The organism is Cupriavidus oxalaticus (genome assembly GCF_016894385.1).
In the GTDB taxonomy this organism is placed as follows: domain Bacteria; phylum Pseudomonadota; class Gammaproteobacteria; order Burkholderiales; family Burkholderiaceae; genus Cupriavidus; species Cupriavidus oxalaticus.
The window spans coordinates 2,406,864-2,427,170 of the sequence record NZ_CP069812.1 but is presented as its reverse complement, the minus strand read 5'-3'; the positions used below and the strand labels follow the sequence as shown (position 1 = coordinate 2,427,170).

General features: G+C 65.6%; 16 protein-coding genes and 6 tRNA genes. 14 read left to right on the top strand and 8 right to left on the bottom strand.

What is annotated here, in order from left to right; all coding sequences use genetic code 11:
• Window positions 1-292 precede the first annotated feature (292 nt).
• The gene (locus JTE92_RS23580; protein WP_063238257.1) at window positions 293-865 is read left to right on the top strand and encodes a TetR/AcrR family transcriptional regulator; all 573 of its coding nucleotides are present in this window, start codon (window positions 293-295) and stop codon (window positions 863-865) included.
• A 111-nt stretch (window positions 866-976) separates the two neighbouring features.
• Here the strand turns inward: JTE92_RS23580 and fabI are convergent, their stop codons facing one another.
• On the bottom strand, window positions 977-1,762 hold the full coding sequence (gene fabI, locus JTE92_RS23575) for an enoyl-ACP reductase FabI (protein ID WP_063238161.1): 786 nt from the start codon (window positions 1,760-1,762) through the stop codon (window positions 977-979).
• Between the two features lie 211 nt (window positions 1,763-1,973).
• On the opposite strand from fabI, the gene JTE92_RS23570 reads away from it, so the two are divergent.
• The 5 genes from JTE92_RS23570 to JTE92_RS23550 all read left to right on the top strand — a co-directional run bounded on the left by JTE92_RS23570 (window position 1,974) and on the right by JTE92_RS23550 (window position 8,851).
• Window positions 1,974-3,872, top strand: coding sequence for an extracellular solute-binding protein (locus JTE92_RS23570; RefSeq protein ID WP_063238160.1), 1,899 nt, complete (start codon window positions 1,974-1,976; stop codon window positions 3,870-3,872).
• Between the two features lie 52 nt (window positions 3,873-3,924).
• Window positions 3,925-4,974 (top strand): microcin C ABC transporter permease YejB, encoded by a 1,050-nt coding sequence (locus JTE92_RS23565; protein ID WP_010814276.1) that lies wholly within the window; start codon window positions 3,925-3,927, stop codon window positions 4,972-4,974.
• Entirely contained in the window at window positions 4,971-6,107 is a 1,137-nt protein-coding gene (locus JTE92_RS23560; protein ID WP_063238159.1) for an ABC transporter permease, read from the top strand. Before JTE92_RS23565 ends, JTE92_RS23560 begins: the two co-directional genes overlap by 4 nt.
• Window positions 6,104-7,771, top strand: coding sequence for an ABC transporter ATP-binding protein (locus JTE92_RS30735; protein ID WP_063238158.1), 1,668 nt, complete (start codon window positions 6,104-6,106; stop codon window positions 7,769-7,771). Before JTE92_RS23560 ends, JTE92_RS30735 begins: the two co-directional genes overlap by 4 nt.
• Before the next feature lie 399 nt (window positions 7,772-8,170).
• Window positions 8,171-8,851, top strand: a complete 681-nt coding sequence (locus JTE92_RS23550; protein ID WP_063238157.1) for a C40 family peptidase — start codon at window positions 8,171-8,173, stop codon at window positions 8,849-8,851.
• A gap of 80 nt (window positions 8,852-8,931) precedes the next feature.
• On the opposite strand, the gene JTE92_RS23545 is transcribed toward JTE92_RS23550, so the two are convergent.
• Window positions 8,932-9,861, bottom strand: a complete 930-nt coding sequence (locus JTE92_RS23545; RefSeq protein ID WP_063238156.1) for a patatin-like phospholipase family protein — start codon at window positions 9,859-9,861, stop codon at window positions 8,932-8,934.
• Between the two features lie 255 nt (window positions 9,862-10,116).
• Here JTE92_RS23545 and gltX point away from each other — a divergent pair, with 255 nt between their 5' ends.
• The 7 genes from gltX (at window position 10,117) to JTE92_RS23510 (ending at window position 12,749) form a co-directional block, all read left to right on the top strand.
• Window positions 10,117-11,523, top strand: coding sequence for a glutamate--tRNA ligase (gene gltX, locus JTE92_RS23540; protein WP_063238155.1), 1,407 nt, complete (start codon window positions 10,117-10,119; stop codon window positions 11,521-11,523).
• Window positions 11,524-11,795: 272 nt separating this feature from the next.
• Window positions 11,796-11,871: transfer RNA gene (locus JTE92_RS23535), tRNA-Ala, on the top strand.
• Between the two features lie 66 nt (window positions 11,872-11,937).
• A tRNA-Glu gene (locus JTE92_RS23530) sits at window positions 11,938-12,013 on the top strand.
• 68 nt (window positions 12,014-12,081) lie between these two features.
• Window positions 12,082-12,158: transfer RNA gene (locus JTE92_RS23525), tRNA-Asp, on the top strand.
• 187 nt (window positions 12,159-12,345) lie between these two features.
• Window positions 12,346-12,421 (top strand) — tRNA-Ala (locus JTE92_RS23520).
• Between the two features lie 107 nt (window positions 12,422-12,528).
• Window positions 12,529-12,604, top strand: a tRNA-Glu gene (locus JTE92_RS23515).
• 68 nt (window positions 12,605-12,672) lie between these two features.
• A tRNA-Asp gene (locus JTE92_RS23510) sits at window positions 12,673-12,749 on the top strand.
• A 106-nt stretch (window positions 12,750-12,855) separates the two neighbouring features.
• Here JTE92_RS23510 and JTE92_RS23505 read toward each other — a convergent pair.
• The 6 genes from JTE92_RS23505 to trxA form a co-directional block, all read right to left on the bottom strand.
• Complete coding sequence (locus JTE92_RS23505; RefSeq protein WP_063238151.1) at window positions 12,856-14,211, bottom strand: MATE family efflux transporter; 1,356 nt, start codon at window positions 14,209-14,211, stop codon at window positions 12,856-12,858.
• Between the two features lie 115 nt (window positions 14,212-14,326).
• Window positions 14,327-16,114, bottom strand: a complete 1,788-nt coding sequence (locus JTE92_RS23500; protein ID WP_063238150.1) for an ArnT family glycosyltransferase — start codon at window positions 16,112-16,114, stop codon at window positions 14,327-14,329.
• Between the two features lie 263 nt (window positions 16,115-16,377).
• Window positions 16,378-16,638: a type B 50S ribosomal protein L31 gene (locus JTE92_RS23495; protein WP_063238149.1), complete on the bottom strand. Its 261-nt coding sequence runs from the start codon at window positions 16,636-16,638 to the stop codon at window positions 16,378-16,380.
• Between the two features lie 228 nt (window positions 16,639-16,866).
• Entirely contained in the window at window positions 16,867-17,718 is an 852-nt protein-coding gene (locus JTE92_RS23490) for a M90 family metallopeptidase (RefSeq protein WP_063238148.1), read from the bottom strand.
• Window positions 17,719-17,809: 91 nt separating this feature from the next.
• Window positions 17,810-19,072: a transcription termination factor Rho gene (gene rho / locus JTE92_RS23485; protein ID WP_042886485.1), complete on the bottom strand. Its 1,263-nt coding sequence runs from the start codon at window positions 19,070-19,072 to the stop codon at window positions 17,810-17,812.
• Between the two features lie 180 nt (window positions 19,073-19,252).
• Entirely contained in the window at window positions 19,253-19,579 is a 327-nt protein-coding gene (gene trxA, locus JTE92_RS23480) for a thioredoxin TrxA (RefSeq protein ID WP_029046118.1), read from the bottom strand.
• 451 nt (window positions 19,580-20,030) lie between these two features.
• Here trxA and JTE92_RS23475 point away from each other — a divergent pair, with 451 nt between their 5' ends.
• A complete protein-coding gene (locus JTE92_RS23475) occupies window positions 20,031-20,303 on the top strand; it encodes a hypothetical protein (protein WP_063238147.1) in 273 nt (90 codons plus the stop codon).
• Window positions 20,304-20,307 lie beyond the last annotated feature (4 nt).

Below are 20,307 nucleotides of genomic sequence, written 5' to 3'. Positions count from 1 at the left end.
CCGGAGCTTGATCGACATCAACTAACGACCGGCCAGTCGGTAGTTATCCGCTGGTTTGCCGCAAGCCGGCGGTGTAGAGTCGGAAGCGATGTCTGCCATGACGCTTTCCCTGCACCCGGCCGCGGTCGGACTGCCGGGAAGCGGCCGCCCCCGGCATGGCCAGGCCGAGTCCATTGCATCAAGGTTGCCTGCCATGCCGAACCCGCTTCCCCAAGATCCCCCGGATCGCCAAAGTCGCCAAGATTCCCAGGATCCTGCCGCCACGCGGGCGCGCCAGCGCCTGCCCGCCGACGTGCGCAACCGCCAGATCCTCGACGCCGCGCTGGCGGTGTTTTCCGAACGCGGCTTCGAGGCCGCGCGGATGGACGATATCGCCGCCCGCGCCGGGCTTTCCAAGGGGGGGCTCTACGCCCACTTCCGCAGCAAGGATGAAATCTTCGAAGCGCTGTTGCGTCGCGCGCTCAGCCCGTCAGACCTCGACCTTGCCGCGCTGCGGGCCGCGTCGCCAGACATGCGGCACTTTGCCGAGGCTTTCGTCAACCGCCTCTACGACGACCTGATGCGGCCCGACGCCCTGGCGGTGCAGCGCCTGCTGGTGGCCGAAGGCGCGCGCATCCCGCACCTGACCGCGCAATGGCAGCACGATACGGTCGAGGCGCTGGTGGCGCAGCTCAAGCGCGTGCTGGCGCGTTGCGTGGCGGAGGGGAACTGCCGCGCCGGCGTCGCCACGCGCCACCCGTGGCTGCTGCTGGCGCCGGTGGCCTACCAGGTGCTGTGGCAACTGGTGTTCGGCAAGGCCGATGACGCCGCGCTGCAGTCGCGGCGGCGCGAGCATATCGCGCTGGTGCGCGAGCTGCTGGCCTGATGCCGGCCGGTACCGTTGGCAGCGCGCGCAGTCTGTCAGCAGAAAAAAAGGGTGCCAGCGCTGGCACCCTTTTTTTCTTTCCCGGCACACAAGCCGCCGGGAGTCTCGCCGTCAGGCGTCCGCGACGCTCGCGCCGACGATATTGAAGCCGCCGTCGACGTAGGTGATCTCACCGGTCACGCCGCTGGCCAGGTCGGACAGCAGGAACGCGGCCACGTTGCCGACTTCCTCGATGGTCACGTTGCGGCGCAGCGGAGCGGCCTGCTCGAAGTGGCCCAGCAGCTTGCCGAAGTCCTTGATGCCGGAGGCGGCCAGCGTCTTGATCGGGCCGGCCGAGATGCCGTTGGCGCGGATGCCGCGCGGGCCGACCGACGAGGCCAGGTAGCGCACGCTGGCTTCCAGCGCGGCCTTGGCCAGGCCCATGGTGTTGTAGTTGGGGACCACGCGCTCGGCGCCCAGGTAGGTCAGCGTCAGCAGCGAGGCCTTGTCCGACAGCAGCGGCAGCGCGGCCTTGGCCAGCGCCGGGAAGCTGTAGGCGGAAATGTCATGGGCAATGCGGAAACCTTCGCGCGACAGGCCCTCGAGGAAATCGCCGGAGATGGCTTCGCGCGGCGCGAAGCCGATCGAGTGCACCAGCCCGTCGAACTTCTCCCAGCGCTGGCCCAGCGCAGCGAAGGTCGCGGCGATCTGCTCGTCGCTGCCGACGTCGCACTCGAACACCATGTCGGTACCGAATTCCTTGGCAAACTCGCTGATCCGGTCCTTGAACCGTTCGCCGACATAGGTGAAGGCGAGTTCGGCGCCTTCGCGCTTGCACGCGGACGCAATGCCATAGGCAATCGAGCGGTTCGAGAGCAAGCCCGTGATAAGGATCCGCTTACCTGCCAGAAATCCCATAAGTTCTCCAAGGTGGTGTATCAGGCACGCTTCCTGCGTCCGCCGTGCGGCCGTGCGCGTGCCCTGGCTGTTCTGCGGCCGTTTTATTGCGCCGCGCAGAGGGAATGTCCGGATGGCTGGCGCCACCCCGGACGCATGTAAAATTGTCTCATACTTGGCCCGGCCGCAGAACGCCGGGACCCCAGAGGTCATAGTGGAGGAATCCAACGGGATGCCTATTCAAGCACGTTGGCCGCTTCAGGCGGCATGGCAGTGCTTCCGGCGGGATGCGGTACTGCGGTTCGGGCTGGCGACCATGCTGGCGGCGGGGATCTCCCTGGTCTCTCTGGTCTCTTCTCCGGCCATGGCGGCGCATGGGTTCGCGCTGCACGGGGACCTGAAGTACGCCGGGAATTTCCCGCACTTCGACTATGTCAATCCCAACGCCCCCGTCGGCGGCACGCTCACGCTCGCCAATCCGGACCGGCGCACCAGCTTCGACAAGTTCAACCCGTTCACGCTGAAGGGCACCTCGGCGCCCGGGCTCAATGCGCTGATGTTCGAATCGCTGCTGGTCAGCAGCGCCGACGAGACTGCCAGCGCCTACGGCCTGCTGGCCGAGGACGTCACGGTCGCGCCGGACGAGCTGTCGGTCACCTTCCGCATCCGCCCGCAGGCGCGCTTCTCCAACGGCGACCCGGTGCTGGCATCGGATGTCAAGCACTCTTATGACATGCTGATGAGCAAGGCGTCGAGCCCCGGCTACCGCAGCATGTGCACCGACGTGAAGGCAGTGGTGGTGACCGGCGAGCGCACGCTGCGCTACGACTTCAAGCAGCGCAACCGCGAGCTGCCGCTGATTGTCGGCGCGCTGCCGGTGTTCTCGAAGAAGTGGACCGCCAAGGTGCCGTTCGAGAAGCTGACCTTCGAGCCGCCCATCACCAGCGGCCCCTACCTGATCGAGCGCTACGATGCCGGCCGCGGCATCATCTTCAAGCGCGATCCCAACTATTGGGGCAAGGACCTGGCGGTGCGCCGCGGCACCTTCAATTTCGCGCGCGTGGTCTACCGCCTGTACAAGGACGAGACCGCCAAGCTGGAGGCCTACAAGGCGGGCGAGTTCGACGCCATCGTCGAATACCGCGCCAAGAACTGGGCCAAGAGCTACCAGGGCACGCGCTTCCGCAACGGCGATCTGATCAAGACCGAATTCCCGCACCGCAACGGCGCCGGCATGCAGGGTTTCGTGATGAACATGCGCAAGCCGGTGTTCCAGGACGTGCGCGTGCGCCAGGCACTGATCCTGGCGCTGGACTTCGAATGGCTGAACCGGCAGCTGTTCTACGGCGCCTACAAGCGCCTGGACAGCTGGTTCTCCAACAGCGAGCTGGCCGCCAGCGCCACCTTCGACGGCCGGCCCGGCCCCGCGGAGATGGCGCTGCTGGAGCCGCTGCGCGCCGAACTGCCGCCCGAGGTCTTCGGCCCCGACGTGGTGCAGCCCAGCACCGCACCGCCCCGGTCGCTGCGCGATAACCTGCGCCTGGCCAGGCGCCTGCTGGCACAGGCCGGCTGGACCTATACCGACGGCGCGCTGCGCAACGCCAAGGGCGAGCCACTGGTATTCGAGTTCCTGGACGATGGCGGCGCCATGAGCCGGGTCATCACCACCTATGTGCGCAACCTGGAAAAGCTCGGCATCCAGGTGCACCAGCGCACCACCGACTTTGCGCTGTACCAGAAGCGGCTGGAAGACTTCGATTTCGACATGGTGTCGATCCGCTTCCCCGACTCGCAGAGCCCCGGCAATGAGCTGCGCGACCGCTTTGACAGCGAGGCCGCCACGACGCCGGGCTCGGACAATCTTTTCGGGCTGAAGTCGCCGGTGGTCGACAAGCTGGTGGACAACCTGCTGCATGCCCACACCCGCGAGGAGCTGATCACCGCCGGGCGCGCGCTTGACCGGGTGCTGATGCACGGCTACTACATCGTTCCCAACTGGTACAGTGCGTCGCACCGCGTTTCGTACCGCAAGGAGCTGGCGTACCCGGAGCGGCTGCCCTATTACTACACGGCCGAAGGCTGGATCCTGAGCCACTGGTGGCGCAAGGATCTCAAGCCGCAAGCGCGCTGATGCACTTGCGCACGCCTGCACATGCCCTGACGCACGAAACAAGGACCGGCCGATGCTTGCCTACCTGCTCAAGCGCATCCTGCTAATGATCCCGACGCTGATCGGCGTCATCACGCTGACCTTTGTCGTCATCCAGTTCGTGCCGGGCGGCCCGGTCGAGCAGATGATGATGGAACTGAAAGGGCGGGGCGGCGCCGGCGAAGCCAGCGGCGGCGGCGCCGAATATCGCGGCCGCCGCGGCGTCGACCCGGAGAAGATCAAGGAGATCCAGGCCCTGTACGGCTTCGACAAGCCGCCGCTGGAGCGCTACTTCCTGATGCTCAAGCGCTTCGCCCAGTTCGACCTGGGCCAGAGCTATTTCCAGCACCGCAGCGTCTGGGAGCTGGTCAAGTCCAAGCTGCCGGTGTCGGTCAGCCTGGGTTTGTGGACGTTTTTCCTGACCTACCTGATATCGGTGCCGCTCGGCATCTCCAAGGCGATCCGGGCGGGCAGCCGCTTCGACGTGGTCACCAGCATCATCGTGCTGGTCGGCTATGCGATTCCCGGCTTCGTGCTGGGCGTGCTGCTGCTGGTGCTGTTCGGCGGCGGCACCTTCGTGCAGTGGTTCCCGCTGCGCGGGCTGACCTCGGACAACTGGGAGCAGCTGTCGCTGATGGGCAAGGTGATGGACTACCTGTGGCACCTGGTGCTGCCGATCACCGCCTCGGTGGTGGGCAGCTTTGCCGTGGTGACCATGCTGACCAAGAACGCCTTCCTGGAGGAAATCCGCAAGCAGTACGTGCTGACCGCGCGCGCCAAGGGGCTGGGCGAGCGCCGCGTGCTGTGGAAGCATGTGTTCCGCAACGCGCTGATCCCGCTGGTGACCGGCTTCCCGGCGGCCTTTATCGGCGCCTTCTTCACCGGCTCGCTGCTGATCGAGACCCTGTTCTCGCTCGACGGGCTGGGCCTGCTGTCGTATGAGGCCGTGCTGCGGCGCGACTACCCGGTGGTGCTCGGCACGCTCTACCTGTTCACGCTGATCGGGCTGGTCACGCGCCTGATTTCCGACGTCTGCTACGTGCTGGTCGATCCCCGCATCCATTTCGAGGGCCTGCACCGATGAAACCGTTCTCGCACGCAGTGCCCAACGGCCTGCCGCACTCGCCCTCGCCGCGCCAGCGCGCCTGGCAGCGCTTCCGGCGCAACCGCCGCGGCTACTGGAGCCTGGTGATCTTCGTCGCTATCTTCGTGCTGAGCCTTGGCGCGGAGATGCTGTCAAGCAACCGCCCGCTGATGGTGCGCTACCAGGGCGAATACTTCTTCCCGATCGTCAAGACGTATCCCGAAACCACCTTCGGCGGCGACTTCCCGACGCCGGCCGACTATCTGGACCCGTATATCCGCGACCGCATCACCACCGGCGACAACTTCGCGGTCTTCCCGCTCAACCACTATTCGTACGACTCGCTGAACTACTTCGCCAAGGAGCCCAATCCGGCGCCGCCCTCGGCCGAGAACTGGCTCGGCACCGACGACCGCGGCCGCGACATCCTGGCGCGGCTGCTGTACGGCTTCCGCGTGTCGGTGCTGTTCAGCCTGGCGCTGACCGTGATCGGCGTGGTGATCGGCACGCTGACCGGGGCGCTGATGGGCTTCTTTGGCGGCCGCTTCGACCTGTTCTCGCAGCGCGCCATCGAGATCTGGAGTTCGATGCCCGAGCTGTACCTGCTGATCATCTTCGCCTCGATCTTCGAGCCCAGCCTGGCGCTGCTGATCATCCTGCTGTCGCTGTTCGGCTGGATGGGGCTGTCCGACTACGTGCGCGCCGAGTTCTACCGCAACCGCTCGCTTGACTACGTCAAGGCGGCGCGGGCGCTCGGCTTGTCCAATGTGCAGATCATGTGGCGCCATATCCTGCCCAACAGCCTGACCCCGGTGATCACGTTCCTGCCGTTCCGCATGAGCGCGGCGATCCTGGCGCTGACCAGCCTGGACTTCCTGGGCCTGGGCGTGCCGCCGACTACGCCCAGCCTGGGCGAACTGCTGGCGCAGGGCAAGGGCAACCTCGATGCCTGGTGGATTTCGCTGTCGACCTTTACCGTGCTGGTGGTGACGCTGATGCTGCTGACCTTCATGGGCGATGCGCTGCGCGATGCCTTCGACACCCGCCTGGGCCTGGCCGCGCTGCGTGGCCGGGTCGAACCCAAGGTTCCCGCCGGCGCGCCGGCGGCGCCGGCGCCGGGAGTGACGCCATGAGCGCCGTGTCGCCGCTGCTGCAGGCCGCGACCGGCCTCGCGCCCGCCGCCGTGCCGGCCCCGGGCTCCACGCTGATGTGCGTGGACAAGCTGTCCGTCACCTTCGGCCATGGCGAACATGCCACCCGCGCGGTGCGCGAGATCAGCTTCGACCTGCGCGCTGGCGAGCGCTACGCGCTGGTCGGCGAATCCGGCTCGGGCAAGACCGTGACCGCGCTGGCCATGCTGCGCCTGGTGGAAGATGCCTACTACGATGGCGCGATCCGCTTCGAAGGCAAGAACCTGCTCGACGTTTCCGACCGCGAGATGCGGGCAATCCGCGGTGCCGAGATCGCGATGATCTTCCAGGAACCGATGACGGCGCTGAACCCGCTGTACACCATCGGCAACCAGATCGTCGAAACGCTGGCGCTGCACGAAGGCCTGGACCGCCGCGCCGCGCGTGAGCGCGCCATCGCGCTGCTGGAGCGCACCGGCATCAGCGACGCCGAACACCGCTTCGACAGCTTTCCGCACCAGCTCTCGGGTGGCCAGCGCCAGCGCGCCATGATTGCCATGGCGCTGGCCTGCCGGCCCAAGCTGCTGCTGGCCGACGAGCCCACCACGGCGCTGGACGTGACCATCCGTGCCCAGATCATGGACCTGCTGCGCGACCTGCAGGCCGAGTTCGGCATGGCGGTGATGCTGATCACCCACGACCTGAACCTGGTGCGTTCCTTTGCCCAGCGCGTGGGCGTGATGGAGAAGGGCGTGCTGGTCGAGACCGGCGAGACCGCGCAGGTGTTCGCCGCGCCCCAGCACCCGTACACGCGCAAGCTGATCGACAGCCGCCCGAAGCGCGAGGTGCTGCCGCTGGTGCCGCTGGCACCGGTGCTGCTGGAGGCACGCAACCTCAGCGTCAACTACGCGCGCAAGCGCCGCGGGATGGCGGGCTGGTTCGGCAAGGACCAGTTCGCGGCGGTCAAGGATGTCGATTTCCAGCTGCGCGAGGGCGAGACCATCGGCATCGTCGGTGAATCCGGCTCGGGCAAGACCACGCTGGCGCATACCGTGCTGGCGCTGCAGCGCAAGGGCGCCGGCACCATCCATTTCCTGGGCCGCAGCTTTGACGACGCCACGCGCAAGGACCGCTGCCAGCTGCGCTCGCGCATGCAGGTGGTGTTCCAGGATCCGTTCGGTTCGCTGTCGCCGCGCATGACCATCGAACAGATCGTCGGCGAGGGCCTGGCGCTGCACCAGCCGGGTTTGTCGCGCGAGGCCACACGCGAGCGCGTGATCGACGCCTTGCGCGAAGTCGGGCTGGACCGCACCGCGCTGGGGCGCTATCCGCACGAGTTCTCCGGCGGTCAGCGCCAGCGCATCGCGATCGCGCGAGTGCTGATCCTCAAGCCTCAGGTGCTGGTGCTGGACGAGCCGACCTCGGCGCTGGACGTCTCGATCCAGCAGCAGGTGCTGGCGCTGCTGTCCCAGCTGCAGCACAAGTACAACCTCAGCTACCTCTTTATCAGCCACGACCTGGCGGTGATCCGGGCCATGGCCCACCGCGTGATCGTGATGAAGGCGGGGGAGGTGGTCGAAACCGGGGACACCGAGGCGGTGCTCGGTGCGCCGCAGCATCCGTATACCCGCAAGCTGATGGCCGCGGCGCAGGTTGGCGCAGCCTGAACGCGGTGCGTGGCAGCATCGCTTTTCACGCCGCCGGACCGGCGGCGTGTTCATATGCGCAATCCGATAAACAAGATGCAAAATTCGGCCTATATCGTTGATTCGCAAGTCAAATCCGGCGAATTTGTAACGAACTTTGACAGGTGAATGACAACCCTTTACCATCCCGCGAGTACTACTTTTGGGGGTGGTGTCTCCGGCGCATTGAATCGTGCACTGCACGTTGACGGTGCCATCGCCGGGGCCGATCGTGACGCAATAGCGTCCTTTCTGCCTGGCGCGGATGTTGCGTTATGTCCTCCCCGTAGTGCCGGCGTGGTGCACACGCCGTACGCAGATACCCAGCCGCCCCGGACTTTGTGCCGGGGCTTGCTTTGGAAACGATCAACGGGAGAACCAATGCAGCGATCGGTACTTCATTCCCTGGCGCGCGCCGCCGTCGGAATTGCCATTGCCTGCGGTGCGACTGTGTCGAATGGAGTGCTGGCGGACACGGTGTTCAAGGACGCCGACGCCCGTATCGATGCCACGGCCCCGGCCGCGGACTCGCATGCGGAAGGCAGGCGTGGCTTGCTGTCGTCGGTGGTGAATTCCACCAGCAACGTTGCCAGCAAGGCTGGCGACCTGGTCATGAACGCGCTGGGCCTGATCGGCGTGCGTTACCGCTTCGGCGGCAACAGCCCCGAATCCGGCCTGGACTGCAGCGGCTTTGTCCGCTACGTGTTCCATGACACCTTCGGCTTCATGCTGCCGCGCCGCTCTGTCGAAATCAGCCGTGTCGGCACCAATGTGGCGACCAGCGACCTGCGTCCGGGCGACCTGGTGTTCTTCAACACCATGCGCCAGACCTTCTCGCACGTCGGCATCTATATCGGCGACAACAAGTTCGTGCACGCTCCCTCGACGGGCAGCAAGATCCGTGTCGACGACATGCGCGCCGCGTACTGGGTGACGCGCTACAACGGCGCGCGCCGTATCGAGGACGATGGCAACCGCCGCAGCGAAAGCCTCGGCGACATGGTCGAGACGCTCAAGCGCTATGATCCCAAGGCCGTACGCGCCACCATGTACGGCGGCTGAGCTTCACAGCAACGCCACCAACAAGAAAGGACTGCCGCGGCAGTCCTTTTGTTTTCCGCGTCCGGCGTCGCCATGCGCCGCTATTGCGCCGCCACCGTGCTGGCCGGCTGCAGCCGCGCCTGCTCCAGCTTCTGCCGCAGCGTGGCCATTACCGCGGCGGTCGCCTGTTCGCCCGCCAGCACCGCGCGGTTGCGGGCGTTGAAGTCGCTGCCGCCCATGTCCGGCAGTTCGGGGCGGATCACCACGTCGGCGCGCGACAGCGCCATCTTGTTGATCGACTGCCCCATGATCGCGGTGGTCTGCAGCAGCACGCCGCTCTGGCCGGCGTTCTTCTGTGCCGACGGGTCGGCGGAGATATTTACCGCGATGACAAAGTCGGCACCCATGGCGCGCGCCGAGTCGACCGGCACCGGCTCGACCAGGCCCCCGTCGACGTAGTCATGCCCCTGGATCGACACCGGCTGGAACACGCCCGGCACGCTGCTCGATGCACGCACGGCCTGTCCGGTATTGCCGCGGCGGAACAGGATCTTTTCGCCGGTCTTCAGGTCGGTGGCGACGATGCCCAGCGGCAGCTTCATCGCTTCGATCGGCCGGTTCTGCACCTGGCGGTTGACGTAGTTCTGCAGCGCCTCGCCCTTGAGCCAGCCGCCGAAGCGGGTGCCGAAGGGCAGGGCCCAGTCGGCGATCGACGCCTCGTCCATGGTCAGCGCCAGCTTGTTCAGCCTGAAGCCGTCCAGGCCGCTCGCGTACAGCGCGGCCACGACCGCGCCGGCGCTGGTGCCGGTCACCAGGTCGGCATGGATCCCCTGCGCCTCCAGCGCCTTGATCACGCCGATATGGGCAAAGCCGCGCGCGGCGCCGCCGCCAAGCGCCAGGCCGATCTTGACCGGGCGCGGAGTGGGCGGGGCGGCGGGGGCGGTTGCCACCGGCGGCGCAGGGCGCGGGCCGAAGGCGCAGCCCGCCAGCAGGGCGGCCGCGGAGAGGCCGAGGAAATGACGTCGTTGCATGAAGCGGGATCAGTAAATCAGGTGTGGCCTGCCGGTATCGGAGGGGGGGCGGCATGTGATGCCGGCGCTGCTTTGCGCGGCTTGCGTCGGCTTGCCCGAGGGCCTGCACGATCTCAGACCGGCGCAAGCATAAATGATTCCGCTCACGCCCGCCCCACGCGGAGGGCGGCGGAACGTGCTTGTATAATGCAAAGCCTGCACATACCAGCCTGCGCGCGCCGCTGCGCGCGGGCTTTCTTGTTTCTGCCCCTGACCATGACCCAACGCGTCCGCACCCGCTTTGCGCCGAGCCCGACCGGCTTCATCCACCTCGGCAATATCCGCTCCGCGCTCTATCCCTGGGCCTTCGCCCGCCGCATGAAGGGCGACTTCATCCTGCGCATCGAAGACACCGACGTCGAGCGTTCGTCGCAGGAGGCGGTCGACGTGATCCTGGAAAGCATGGCCTGGCTGGACATGGACATCGACGAAGGCCCGTTCTACCAGATGCAGCGCATGGACCGCTATCGCGAGGTGGTGGCGCAGATGGTCGATGCCGGCCTGGCCTACCGCTGCTACATGAGCACCGCGGAACTCGACGCACTGCGCGAGGCCCAGCGCGAGCGCGGCGAGAAGCCGCGCTACAACGGCTTCTGGCGCCCGGAAGAGGGCAAGGTCCTGCCCGAGCCGCCGGCCGGCGTGGATCCGGTGATCCGCTTCCGGAACCCGATCGGCGGCAGCGTGGTGTGGGACGACGCGGTCAAGGGCCGCATCGAGATCTCCAACGACGAGCTCGATGACCTGGTGATCGCGCGCCCGGACGGCACGCCCACGTACAACTTCTGCGTGGTGGTGGACGACCTCGACATGAAGATCACGCACGTGATCCGCGGCGACGACCACGTCAACAACACCCCGCGCCAGATCAACATCATCCGCGCGCTGGGCGGCACCGCGCCGGTGTACGCGCACCTGCCGACCGTGCTGAACGAGCAGGGCGAGAAGATGAGCAAGCGCCACGGCGCCATGGCCGTGACCGGCTACCGCGACGAGGGCTACCTGCCCGAAGCCGTGCTGAACTACCTGGCACGCCTGGGCTGGGCTCATGGCGATGCCGAAATTTTCTCGCGCGAGCAGTTCATCGAGTGGTTCGACCTCGAGCACCTGGGCAAGTCGCCGGCGCAGTACAACCCGGAAAAGCTGGCCTGGCTGAACAATCACTACATCAAGGTCGGCGACAACCAGCGCCTGGCGGGGCTCACGCAGCCGTTCATTGAGGCGCTCGGCGGCAAGGTGGAAGGCGCCGACCTTGTCGGCGTGGTGGCGCTGGTGAAGGATCGCGCCAACACGCTGAAGGAAGTCGCGCAGGCCGCGCTGCTGTTCTATCGCGGCGAGCCGCAGGCGGATGCCGCGCTCAAGGCCGAGCACCTGACGCCGGAGATCCGGCCCGCGCTGGCCGCGTTGTCCAGCCAGCTGGCCGCGTTGCCTGAATGGAAGCGCGAGGCCATCAATGCAACTTTCAAGGCGGTGCTGGCCGAGTTCGGCCTGAAGATGCCCAAGCTGGCCATGCCGGTGCGCCTGCTGGTGGCGGGCCAGCTGCAAACGCCGAGCATTGACGCGGTGCTTGAACTGTTCGGCCGCGACACGGTGCTGCGCCGCCTGGGCGCCGGTGCCGCCGCGTAAAAAATCTCGCAAAAATCCGCGCCTGGGGCTTGCGCTCCGGGTCGGAGTTGCGCATAATCTCGTTCTCCCTGCGGCGCGGTCCCTGACCAAGCGGGCTGACGGATCCGAAAGGATCTTCGCGGTTTCGGTGCTTTTCGAAAGCAAAGAGAGAAGCGAAAAAGTTAAAAGGGGAGCTTGCAAAGATTAACGGTTCATATATAATCTTGGCTTCGCTTGAAACGGTAGTTAAATCAAGCGAAAATAACGCAAGTTGCAGTAAATGGCAGTACCATGGGGCTATAGCTCAGCTGGGAGAGCGCTTGCATGGCATGCAAGAGGTCAGCGGTTCGATCCCGCTTAGCTCCACCAAGATTCAGGTGGCATCCAGTCAGTATCGGGTGGCGCCAGACGGAACGTGTTGAAAGACAAGTTTCTGTCCCCTTCGTCTAGAGGCCTAGGACATCACCCTTTCACGGTGAGTACAGGGGTTCGAATCCCCTAGGGGACGCCATAATAGCAGGGCGTAATCAAACGTCCAGCGCGTCGCCAAGAGCTTTGCTCGAGGTGGCGGCCGACTAAGGAGTGGTAGTTCAGTCGGTTAGAATACCGGCCTGTCACGCCGGGGGTCGCGGGTTCGAGTCCCGTCCACTCCGCCAAAACTAAACCCGCATGGTTAATCGCCATGCGGGTTTTTCTTTTAGTGTGAGGGATTATGTTGATAATCGCCGCGGCAACAGTAAAAAATGTTGCAATCGTTGCCGAAATCGATATATAATCCTAACTTCGCTGCAAACACAGCAGTTTGTGAAAGCCGCGAAAGCAGTATCAGGCAGTTACCCGTATGGGGCTATAGCTCAGCTGGGAGAGCGCTTGCATGGCATGCAAGAGGTCAGCGGTTCGATCCCGCTTAGCTCCACCAAGGATTCGGGAGGCGTCAAAAAAAGATGCTTCCCAGGCGCGAAAAAGTCTGTTAGAATCTCGGACTTTCCAGCGCAAGACAGAAAACGCGTTGTAAAACAAGTTTCTGTCCCCTTCGTCTAGAGGCCTAGGACATCACCCTTTCACGGTGAGTACAGGGGTTCGAATCCCCTAGGGGACGCCAAAATAGCAGGGCGTAATCAAACGTCCAGCGCGTCGCCAAGAGCGTTGCTCGAGGTGGCAGCCGACTAAGGAGTGGTAGTTCAGTCGGTTAGAATACCGGCCTGTCACGCCGGGGGTCGCGGGTTCGAGTCCCGTCCACTCCGCCAAATTAAACGCCCGCGCAAGCGGGCGTTTTTCTTTTCTGCTCCAGGATTTTCACCCACATCGGTAGCGTGGCGCGCCTGCGGCAAGCGCAGGCGCTTAGCGCAGGGTTCAGTGCTTCACGTCGGCGCTGCTTACCCGCGCGAAATACCGCACCAGCAATCCGCCGGCAATGGCGAGGCTTATGCTGTTGGCCAGCCAGAACCCGCTGGCCCCGTGCGTGAATGCCGGCAGGCCTTCGATCAGTCCGAACCCGAGCACATAGCCGCCGCCCAGCCCGATGCCCCACAGCGATCCCGCATAGATCAGCGTCGGAATCACCGCGATCTTGTAGGCGCGCAGGATAAACGCCGTCAGCACTTGCACGGCATCGAACGCCTGGTAGAAGGCCACGAACAGCACCAGCGGCAGCGCGGCCGCCACCACGGCGGGGTCGCTCGCATAGGCGTGCAGGATCGGCTCGCGCAGCAGCCACAGCAGCACGCCGGTCAGCATGGCCAGAGCCACGGCCGCGCGGATGCCGCGCCAGGCAATGCGGCTGGCTCCGGCGAGGTCGCGTGCGCCGATATGCTGCGCCACCAGCGTCGAGGTGGCGATGCCCAGCGACAGCGGCAGCATGTAGGCGACGGCGCCCAGGTTGGCGATGATCTGGTGCCCCGCCAGCGTGACCGTGCCCAGCCGCGTGATAAAGATCGACATCAGCGTGAACGAGGTGATCTCGATCAGGTAGGTCAGCCCCATTGGTACGCCCAGGCGCAGCAGCGCGCGCAGCGGCGCCGCTGCCGGCCAGCTCCAGGCGGCGAAGATCCGCAGCGGCCGGTAGGCGGCGCTGTAGCGCAGGATCAGCAGCCCGGCGATGCACCACGTCCAGCTGATCAGCGTCGAGGCCAGCCCGCAGCCGGGCCCACCCATGGCGGGCACACCCAGGCCGCCGTGGATAAACCAGGCATTGAGCGGGATCTTCAGCGCCAGTCCGCCGACCTGCAGCATCGTGACCATGATCGGGCGCGACATCGCGTTGTTGAGCGCCGAATAGATACGGAAGGCGAGTGCCGCGGGCAGCCCGAAGGCGCCGAAATGCAGGTAAGCCGTGGCCTTGTCGACCAGCTCGGGCGGCGCCTTGGCGAAGGCCAGCAGCGGCGCCGGGAAGGCCAGCAGCAGCACGCCGGGGAGCGCCAGCGCGGCACCGAGCCACGCGGCCTGCCGCACCTCGGCGCCGATCGCCTCGACGCGGCCGGCACCATAGAGCTGGCCGGCGACAGGCGCCAGTGCCTGCAGCACGCCCATCAGGCTGATATAGACGGTGATGTAGATCGAACCGCCCAGGCCGACGGCGGCGAGGTCGGTGGCGGAGGCGCGGCCGGCCATCACGGTGTCGATGACGCCGAAGGCGATCACGGCCAGCTGGCCGGCCAGTACCGGCGCGGCCAGGCCGAAGATGCGGCGAAGGTCTTGGAGCAGGGTCATTCAGGCCTCAGGGGCAATATCAGGGGCGTAGGCCGGGCACGATGCCCGCAGCCGCCTGCGGCCGGAATGGTTCGATGGCGCTGCGGTGCGCTGCGGGGCTCGTCCCGGTGGTGGATCAGGGCTGCCGCGGCAGGCGGCGGCGGGGCAGGTCAGGGCGCGGGTGCACGGCGCGCGCGGTATCGACCAGCCGGTACATGCGGAAGCGCTCGTCGCGGTCCGCGGGACGGCGGCCTTCCCAGATCAGCCGCCATTCGAAATGCGAGATATTGCCGGGCTCGCCGTAGTCCACCGCATCGTGGCGCAGCAGCACGTCGCAGCCGTCGCTGGGGCCGCCAAAGCGGATATGGCCGAAGTAGGCGAACGATGCCAGCTGCGCGTCGCCCATGCGGATCGGCTGCACGCACCGGTATGCCGGCGGCAGCGCCATCGCCGCGGCCTGGGCCACGTCGCGGTAGGTCTTGCCGTAGTTGATCGACGGCAACCACAGCGTCATCGCCATCACCCACATCAGCGTGGTGCCGGCGGCCGAGATCACCACCGGCCGCCAGATCTGCTTGGGCGCGCGCGACAGGCGCCAGCGCACGACCAGCACCCAGGCAATGGTGGCTGCCAGCGCGATCAGCACCGCGGTGATCGTGAACTCATGCTGGTAGCCGGGCAGCTGGCGGAACACGTTGCGCGCGATGCGCGGCGGCCAGCCGGTGGTCTTGGCGATCCACATGAACCAGACCGTGCCGCCGAAGATGGTGAAGAACAGCAGCGCGAACCAGTCGATCGCGTTGATCACGCCGCGCGCCAGCGTGGGCAGCGCGAAGGCCGCCAGCACCGCCATCGGCGGCAGCAGCAGGATGAACTGCACGTCGCCGCCGCTGCGTTGCAGGAACAGCAGCACCACCACCGGCAGCAGCAGCGCCAGCGGCATCGCCACGTGGGCGGCACGGCGCATGCCGGCCCAGGCAACCCATGCCCATGCCGCGATCGGCCAGACCGGCCACGTGTACAGGAACAGGTTGCGCATGTTGAAGCCGAACGTCTGCATGTTCGGCGAACCATAGTTGCGCCGGTCGTAGCGCGCCCATTCGCGGATAAAGGTGACGGCCTCGGTGCGGTCCGCCGCGCCGAAATACGCCGCGGCCAGCCAGGCCGCGACGATCAGCAACGCCAGCGGGATGCCGATGGCGGCAAGCCGCTGCCACGGCAGCGGCTTGCACGCCAGCGCGCAGACGGCGGTGCCGAACAGCAGCGCCAGCGGCAGGATGGGGCCGCTGGCCAGCGCCAGGCCGCCGAGCGCGGCGCCATAGACCAGGCTGCCCATCAGCGGCTTGTCGAGGCTGCGCACCAGCGCGTACAGCGCCAGCGCGATAAAGGCCACCTGGCCGACCTGCGGCGTGGTCTCGTGTCCGCGCATGGCCAGGCCGACGCAGGCCAGGAAGATCAGCAGCGCGCCGTCGGCCAGCGTGCGGCCATAGTCGCGCGCATTGGGCTGGCCGCCGAACGCATAGGCGAACGGCTGGACCTCGTCGCGCCGGCCCAGCAGGTAGGTGCTGTACCAGATGCAGGCGCAGGTCGAGAAGAAGAACAGGGCGGTGGCCAGGCGCGCGGCGTCGGTGGGTCCCAGCCAGCCGCCGAAGCCGCGGATCATCAGCGCGCCGATCCAGAACACCAGCGGGCCGTCCTCCGTGAACGGCCGGCCGACGATGTTCGGCATCAGCCAGTCATGCAGGCCGCCGGTGGCCAGTTGCCACATCACGCCGAAGCCGGCGGCGTCCTCGTTCTTCCACGGATCGCGGCCGAACAGGCCGACCAGGCCGTAGATGATGCAGATCGCCAGCAGCAGGGCGCGCGGCAGGGCGCCGGTCGCGGCAGCGGTCAACTGGACGGGTGAGGTATTGGCTTGACGCATCGATGCTCAGGTCGGGCCGTGGCGCAATGGCGCGAAGGCCACAGTATCGCGCATGCGGCGGCCGCGAGGGCCGTGACATGCCGTAGAAGCCTCACGCGGGTGAGGGATTCCGGTGGATACAACAGTGCCGGCGCCGCTCGGCCGATGGCACGCAAACGGCGGGCACAAAAGAAAAGAGGCAGCCGATGCTGCCTCTTTGCTGGTTCGCGCCGGCCCGGAGCATGTGTCCGCCGGCCGCGCGAAGCGGGGTTCGCCGAAAGCGATTACTTCGCGACCTTGCCCAGCTTGCTGCCGAACTTCTGGCGGAACTTCTCGACGCGGCCGGCCGTGTCCATGATCTTCTGGGTGCCGGTGTAGAACGGGTGCGATTCCGACGAGACTTCGATCTTGGCCAGCGGGTATTCCTTGCCGTCCCTCACGACCGTGTCCTTGGTCTGGATGGTCGAGCGGGTGATGAAGCTGAAGTCGCTGGACATGTCCTGGAACACGACTTCGCGGTAATTCGGGTGAATGCCTTCTTTCATGATGAGTCCTTTCTGGTTGGGTAGCCAGTCCGTTGCGATCCGCGCTTTGCTGCTGCGCTTTGCAGCTGAATCCACCGCTGAAAACACGACGCGTCGACGAACGAACCACTTGCCGGTAACGGGCAAACAAGGATTATGGCAGAAAAACAATAACTTGGGGAAGGGGAAAGTCATGTCCGCGAACCGCCTGCCCTGTGGCTGGCTATGCCCTTTTTATTCCCATTTTATTCACCTCGCAGCGGGATCCTGGCGGTAAAAAGACGCTAGCGACTGGTAGACAGCCGGCCAATGGCGGGCCAGTCCCCCGGGTTCGACAAAAAATGCTTCCGACGTCACGGCGAAGAACTCGCTGGGGGCCTCGCTCCCGTAGGGGTCAATGATGCGCAGCGCCGGGGGCAGCCGTTCGGGATGCTCCCAGTCCGACTCGTGGCGTGCCTCCCAGGCCTCTGCAAAGCGGTCGTATTCGGCGAGGAAGGTTTTCGCCCACGCTTGCGCATCGATATCCGGATGCAGCACGCGCGAGAAGGGCGGCACGCCGTCCGGCTCGCCGTCGAGCATGTCCAGCTTGTGGGCGAACTCGTGGATGACCACGTTGTAGGTGTCGGCCGGCAACTCGTGTTCGCTGTCGATGCCGGCGCCCGGCGTATGCACGTCCGGCCAGGACAGGATCACGGGGCCATGTTCCCAGGCTTCGCCGCTGGCTTCCTCGACCACGCCGTGCACCAGGCCGATCTCGTCCTGCACGGTCCGGCGGATGATGAATTCGCCGGGATACAGCACGATGCCGTGCCAGCCGCGGTACCACGCCAGCCCAAGCTTCAGGATCGGCACGCATGCCTGCACGGCGACGCTGACGACCATGTCGTCGGCCAGCGGCAGCTCGTGCGCGGTCGAGTATTCCTTCTCGGCGATGAACAGCGTGGCCAGCTCGCGCAGCGCGGCCAGGTCTTCGCTGCTGTAGCGCTGCACGAACGGCAGCGTAGCGATGCTGCGCTCCCACAGGTCATCGGGGATCGCGTAGTGCTCCAGCTTGCGGGCCCTGGAGCGGGTGCGCAGGAATGCAGTCAGTTTGCCGAGCATAGGAAACCCATCGGACAACAAAAAGGCGTGCCGTGGCACGCCCTTTTGTTCGTCTTGCGGCGTGTCCTTGAGCGGTACGCCGCAGCGAGGCTTAGCCGCCTCTGCGCATCATATCGAAAAACTCTGCGTTGTTCTTCGTGGCCTTCATCTTGTCCATGATGAACTCCATGGCCTGCACTTCGTCCATGTCGGAGATGAACTTGCGCAGCACCCAGATCTTCTGCAGGATTTCCGGCTTGATCAGCAGTTCTTCGCGGCGCGTGCCGGACTTGTTCAGGTTGATCGACGGGTAGACGCGCTTCTCGGCCAGGCGGCGTTCCAGGTGCACTTCCATGTTGCCGGTGCCCTTGAACTCTTCATAGATCACGTCGTCCATGCGGCTGCCGGTTTCGATCAGCGCGGTGGCGATGATGGTCAGCGAACCGCCTTCTTCCAGGTTGCGCGCGGCGCCGAAGAAGCGCTTCGGACGCTGCAGCGCATTGGCGTCGACACCGCCGGTCAGCACCTTGCCCGAGGCCGGCACCACCGTATTGTAGGCGCGCGCCAGGCGCGTGATCGAGTCCAGCAGGATCACCACGTCGCGCTTCAGTTCGACCAGGCGCTTGGCCTTCTCGATCACCATTTCGGCGACCTGCACGTGGCGGATGGCCGGTTCGTCGAAGGTGGACGCCACCACTTCGCCGCGGACCGAACGCTGCATCTCGGTCACTTCTTCCGGGCGCTCATCGATCAGCAGCACGAACAGGTCGGCTTCCGGATGATTGTTCGCGATCGCGTGTGCAATGTGCTGCAGCATCACGGTCTTGCCGGACTTGGGCGAGGCCACCAGCAGCGCGCGCTGGCCGCGGCCGATCGGCGCGATCATGTCGATGATGCGGCCGGTGATGTTCTCTTCCGCCTTGATGTCGCGCTCGAGCGTGAGCGGCCGGTTCGGGTGCAGCGGCGTCAGGTTCTCGAACATGATGCGGTTCTTGACCGCTTCGGGAGGCTGCCCGTTGACCTTGTCCACCTTCACCAGCGCAAAGTAGCGCTCGCCGTCCTTGGGCGTGCGCACTTCGCCTTCGATCGAGTCGCCGGTATGCAGGTTGAAGCGGCGGATCTGCGACGGGCTGATGTAGATATCGTCCGTGCTGGCCAGGTACGAAGTCTCCGGCGAGCGCAGGAAGCCGAAGCCGTCGGGCAGAACTTCCAGCGTGCCGTCTCCGAAGATGGTTTCGCCCATCTTGGCGCGCTTCTTCAGGATCGCAAACATCAGTTCCTGTTTGCGCATCCGCTGTGCGTTGTCGATCTCGAGCGTTGCCGCCATTTCGAGAAGCGCAGACACGTGAAGCGATTTGAGTTCTGTCAGGTGCATAGACGAGGGGTACAGATTTGCCCGGACGGGCGAGACTGAAAGAGAAGGGGGAAAAATGAGCGAACGCTCGGGGAGTTGTTGGTGGCATCTTAGCACAATCCGACCGGTGCGCCAGGGTGTGGTGCACGCACGTCGGATCGTGACAAAACCGGAGCGGTTGGTTTCGCTCCGGCGCGCAGCTTACAGGTTGCCGTCGAGGAACGCCGTCAGTTGCGACTTGGACAGCGCGCCGACCTTCTGGGCCGCGACCGCGCCGTTCTTGAACAGGATCAGCGTCGGGATGCCGCGGATGCCGAACTTGGCCGGAACCTGCTGGTTTTCATCGACGTTGATCTTGGCGACCTGCAGCTTGTCGCCATAGTCCTTGGCGACTTCGTCCAGGATCGGGGCGATCATCTTGCAGGGGCCGCACCATTCCGCCCAGAAATCGAGCAGGACGGGCTTGTCGGACTGGAGGACGTCGGCGTCGAAGGAGGCGTCGCTCACATACTTGATTTGTTCGCTCATGGCGGAAAACCTCTGGTTTCGCTCTGTTTATGTTGAAGGCCGGGAAACTGGGTAGGGCAGAACCGTAACCTTACACGAGATTGCGCGGACCCGCCGGGGACGCCTTTGCCGCCTGCCGGCTGGCTCTGGCGGCCGCAGCCGCGCCCGTTGCTGGCGATATGTTACCAGTTTGCCGATTTTCAAGACCGGCACTGACACGGGGCTGAAAACGTCGCCGGCAACGGTAATGATTCTGCTGCAATCGGGTGATTAGTAGAAATGCTTATTTTCAATCGCGCCAAGAGATTCAGGCAATCGGCGTGGGTGCCATGGCATGCACATGCGGGCGCCGCGCAGTGCCGGATCCGCGTTGCGTGCGCGTAGAATAGAAGAGAGTCCACGGCCCGCGCACCGGCCGGCCGACCCTCATGAACCCTGCTCTCCCGAGAAGGCCATCGACAAGGTCATCGATATGAACACCGATCCCCGCAAGCCTACCCAGCCCGAGTCCGGCCAGGCGCCGGACGTGGACCACCTGAGCGATGCGCTGGACCATCTCAGCAGCGCGGTCGAAACCAACAGCATTGCCAGCGGCGCCGCCAAGGGCCTGGTCTACAGCATCATCGAAACGCTCGGTACCCTGGTAGGCGACCCGGACCTCCCCGAGCATGCGCGCTCCGGCTACGAGGGCCTGCTCGAAACCGCGCGCGAGATCCGCGCCCGGCTGGAGGGCGGCACGCACTGAGCGG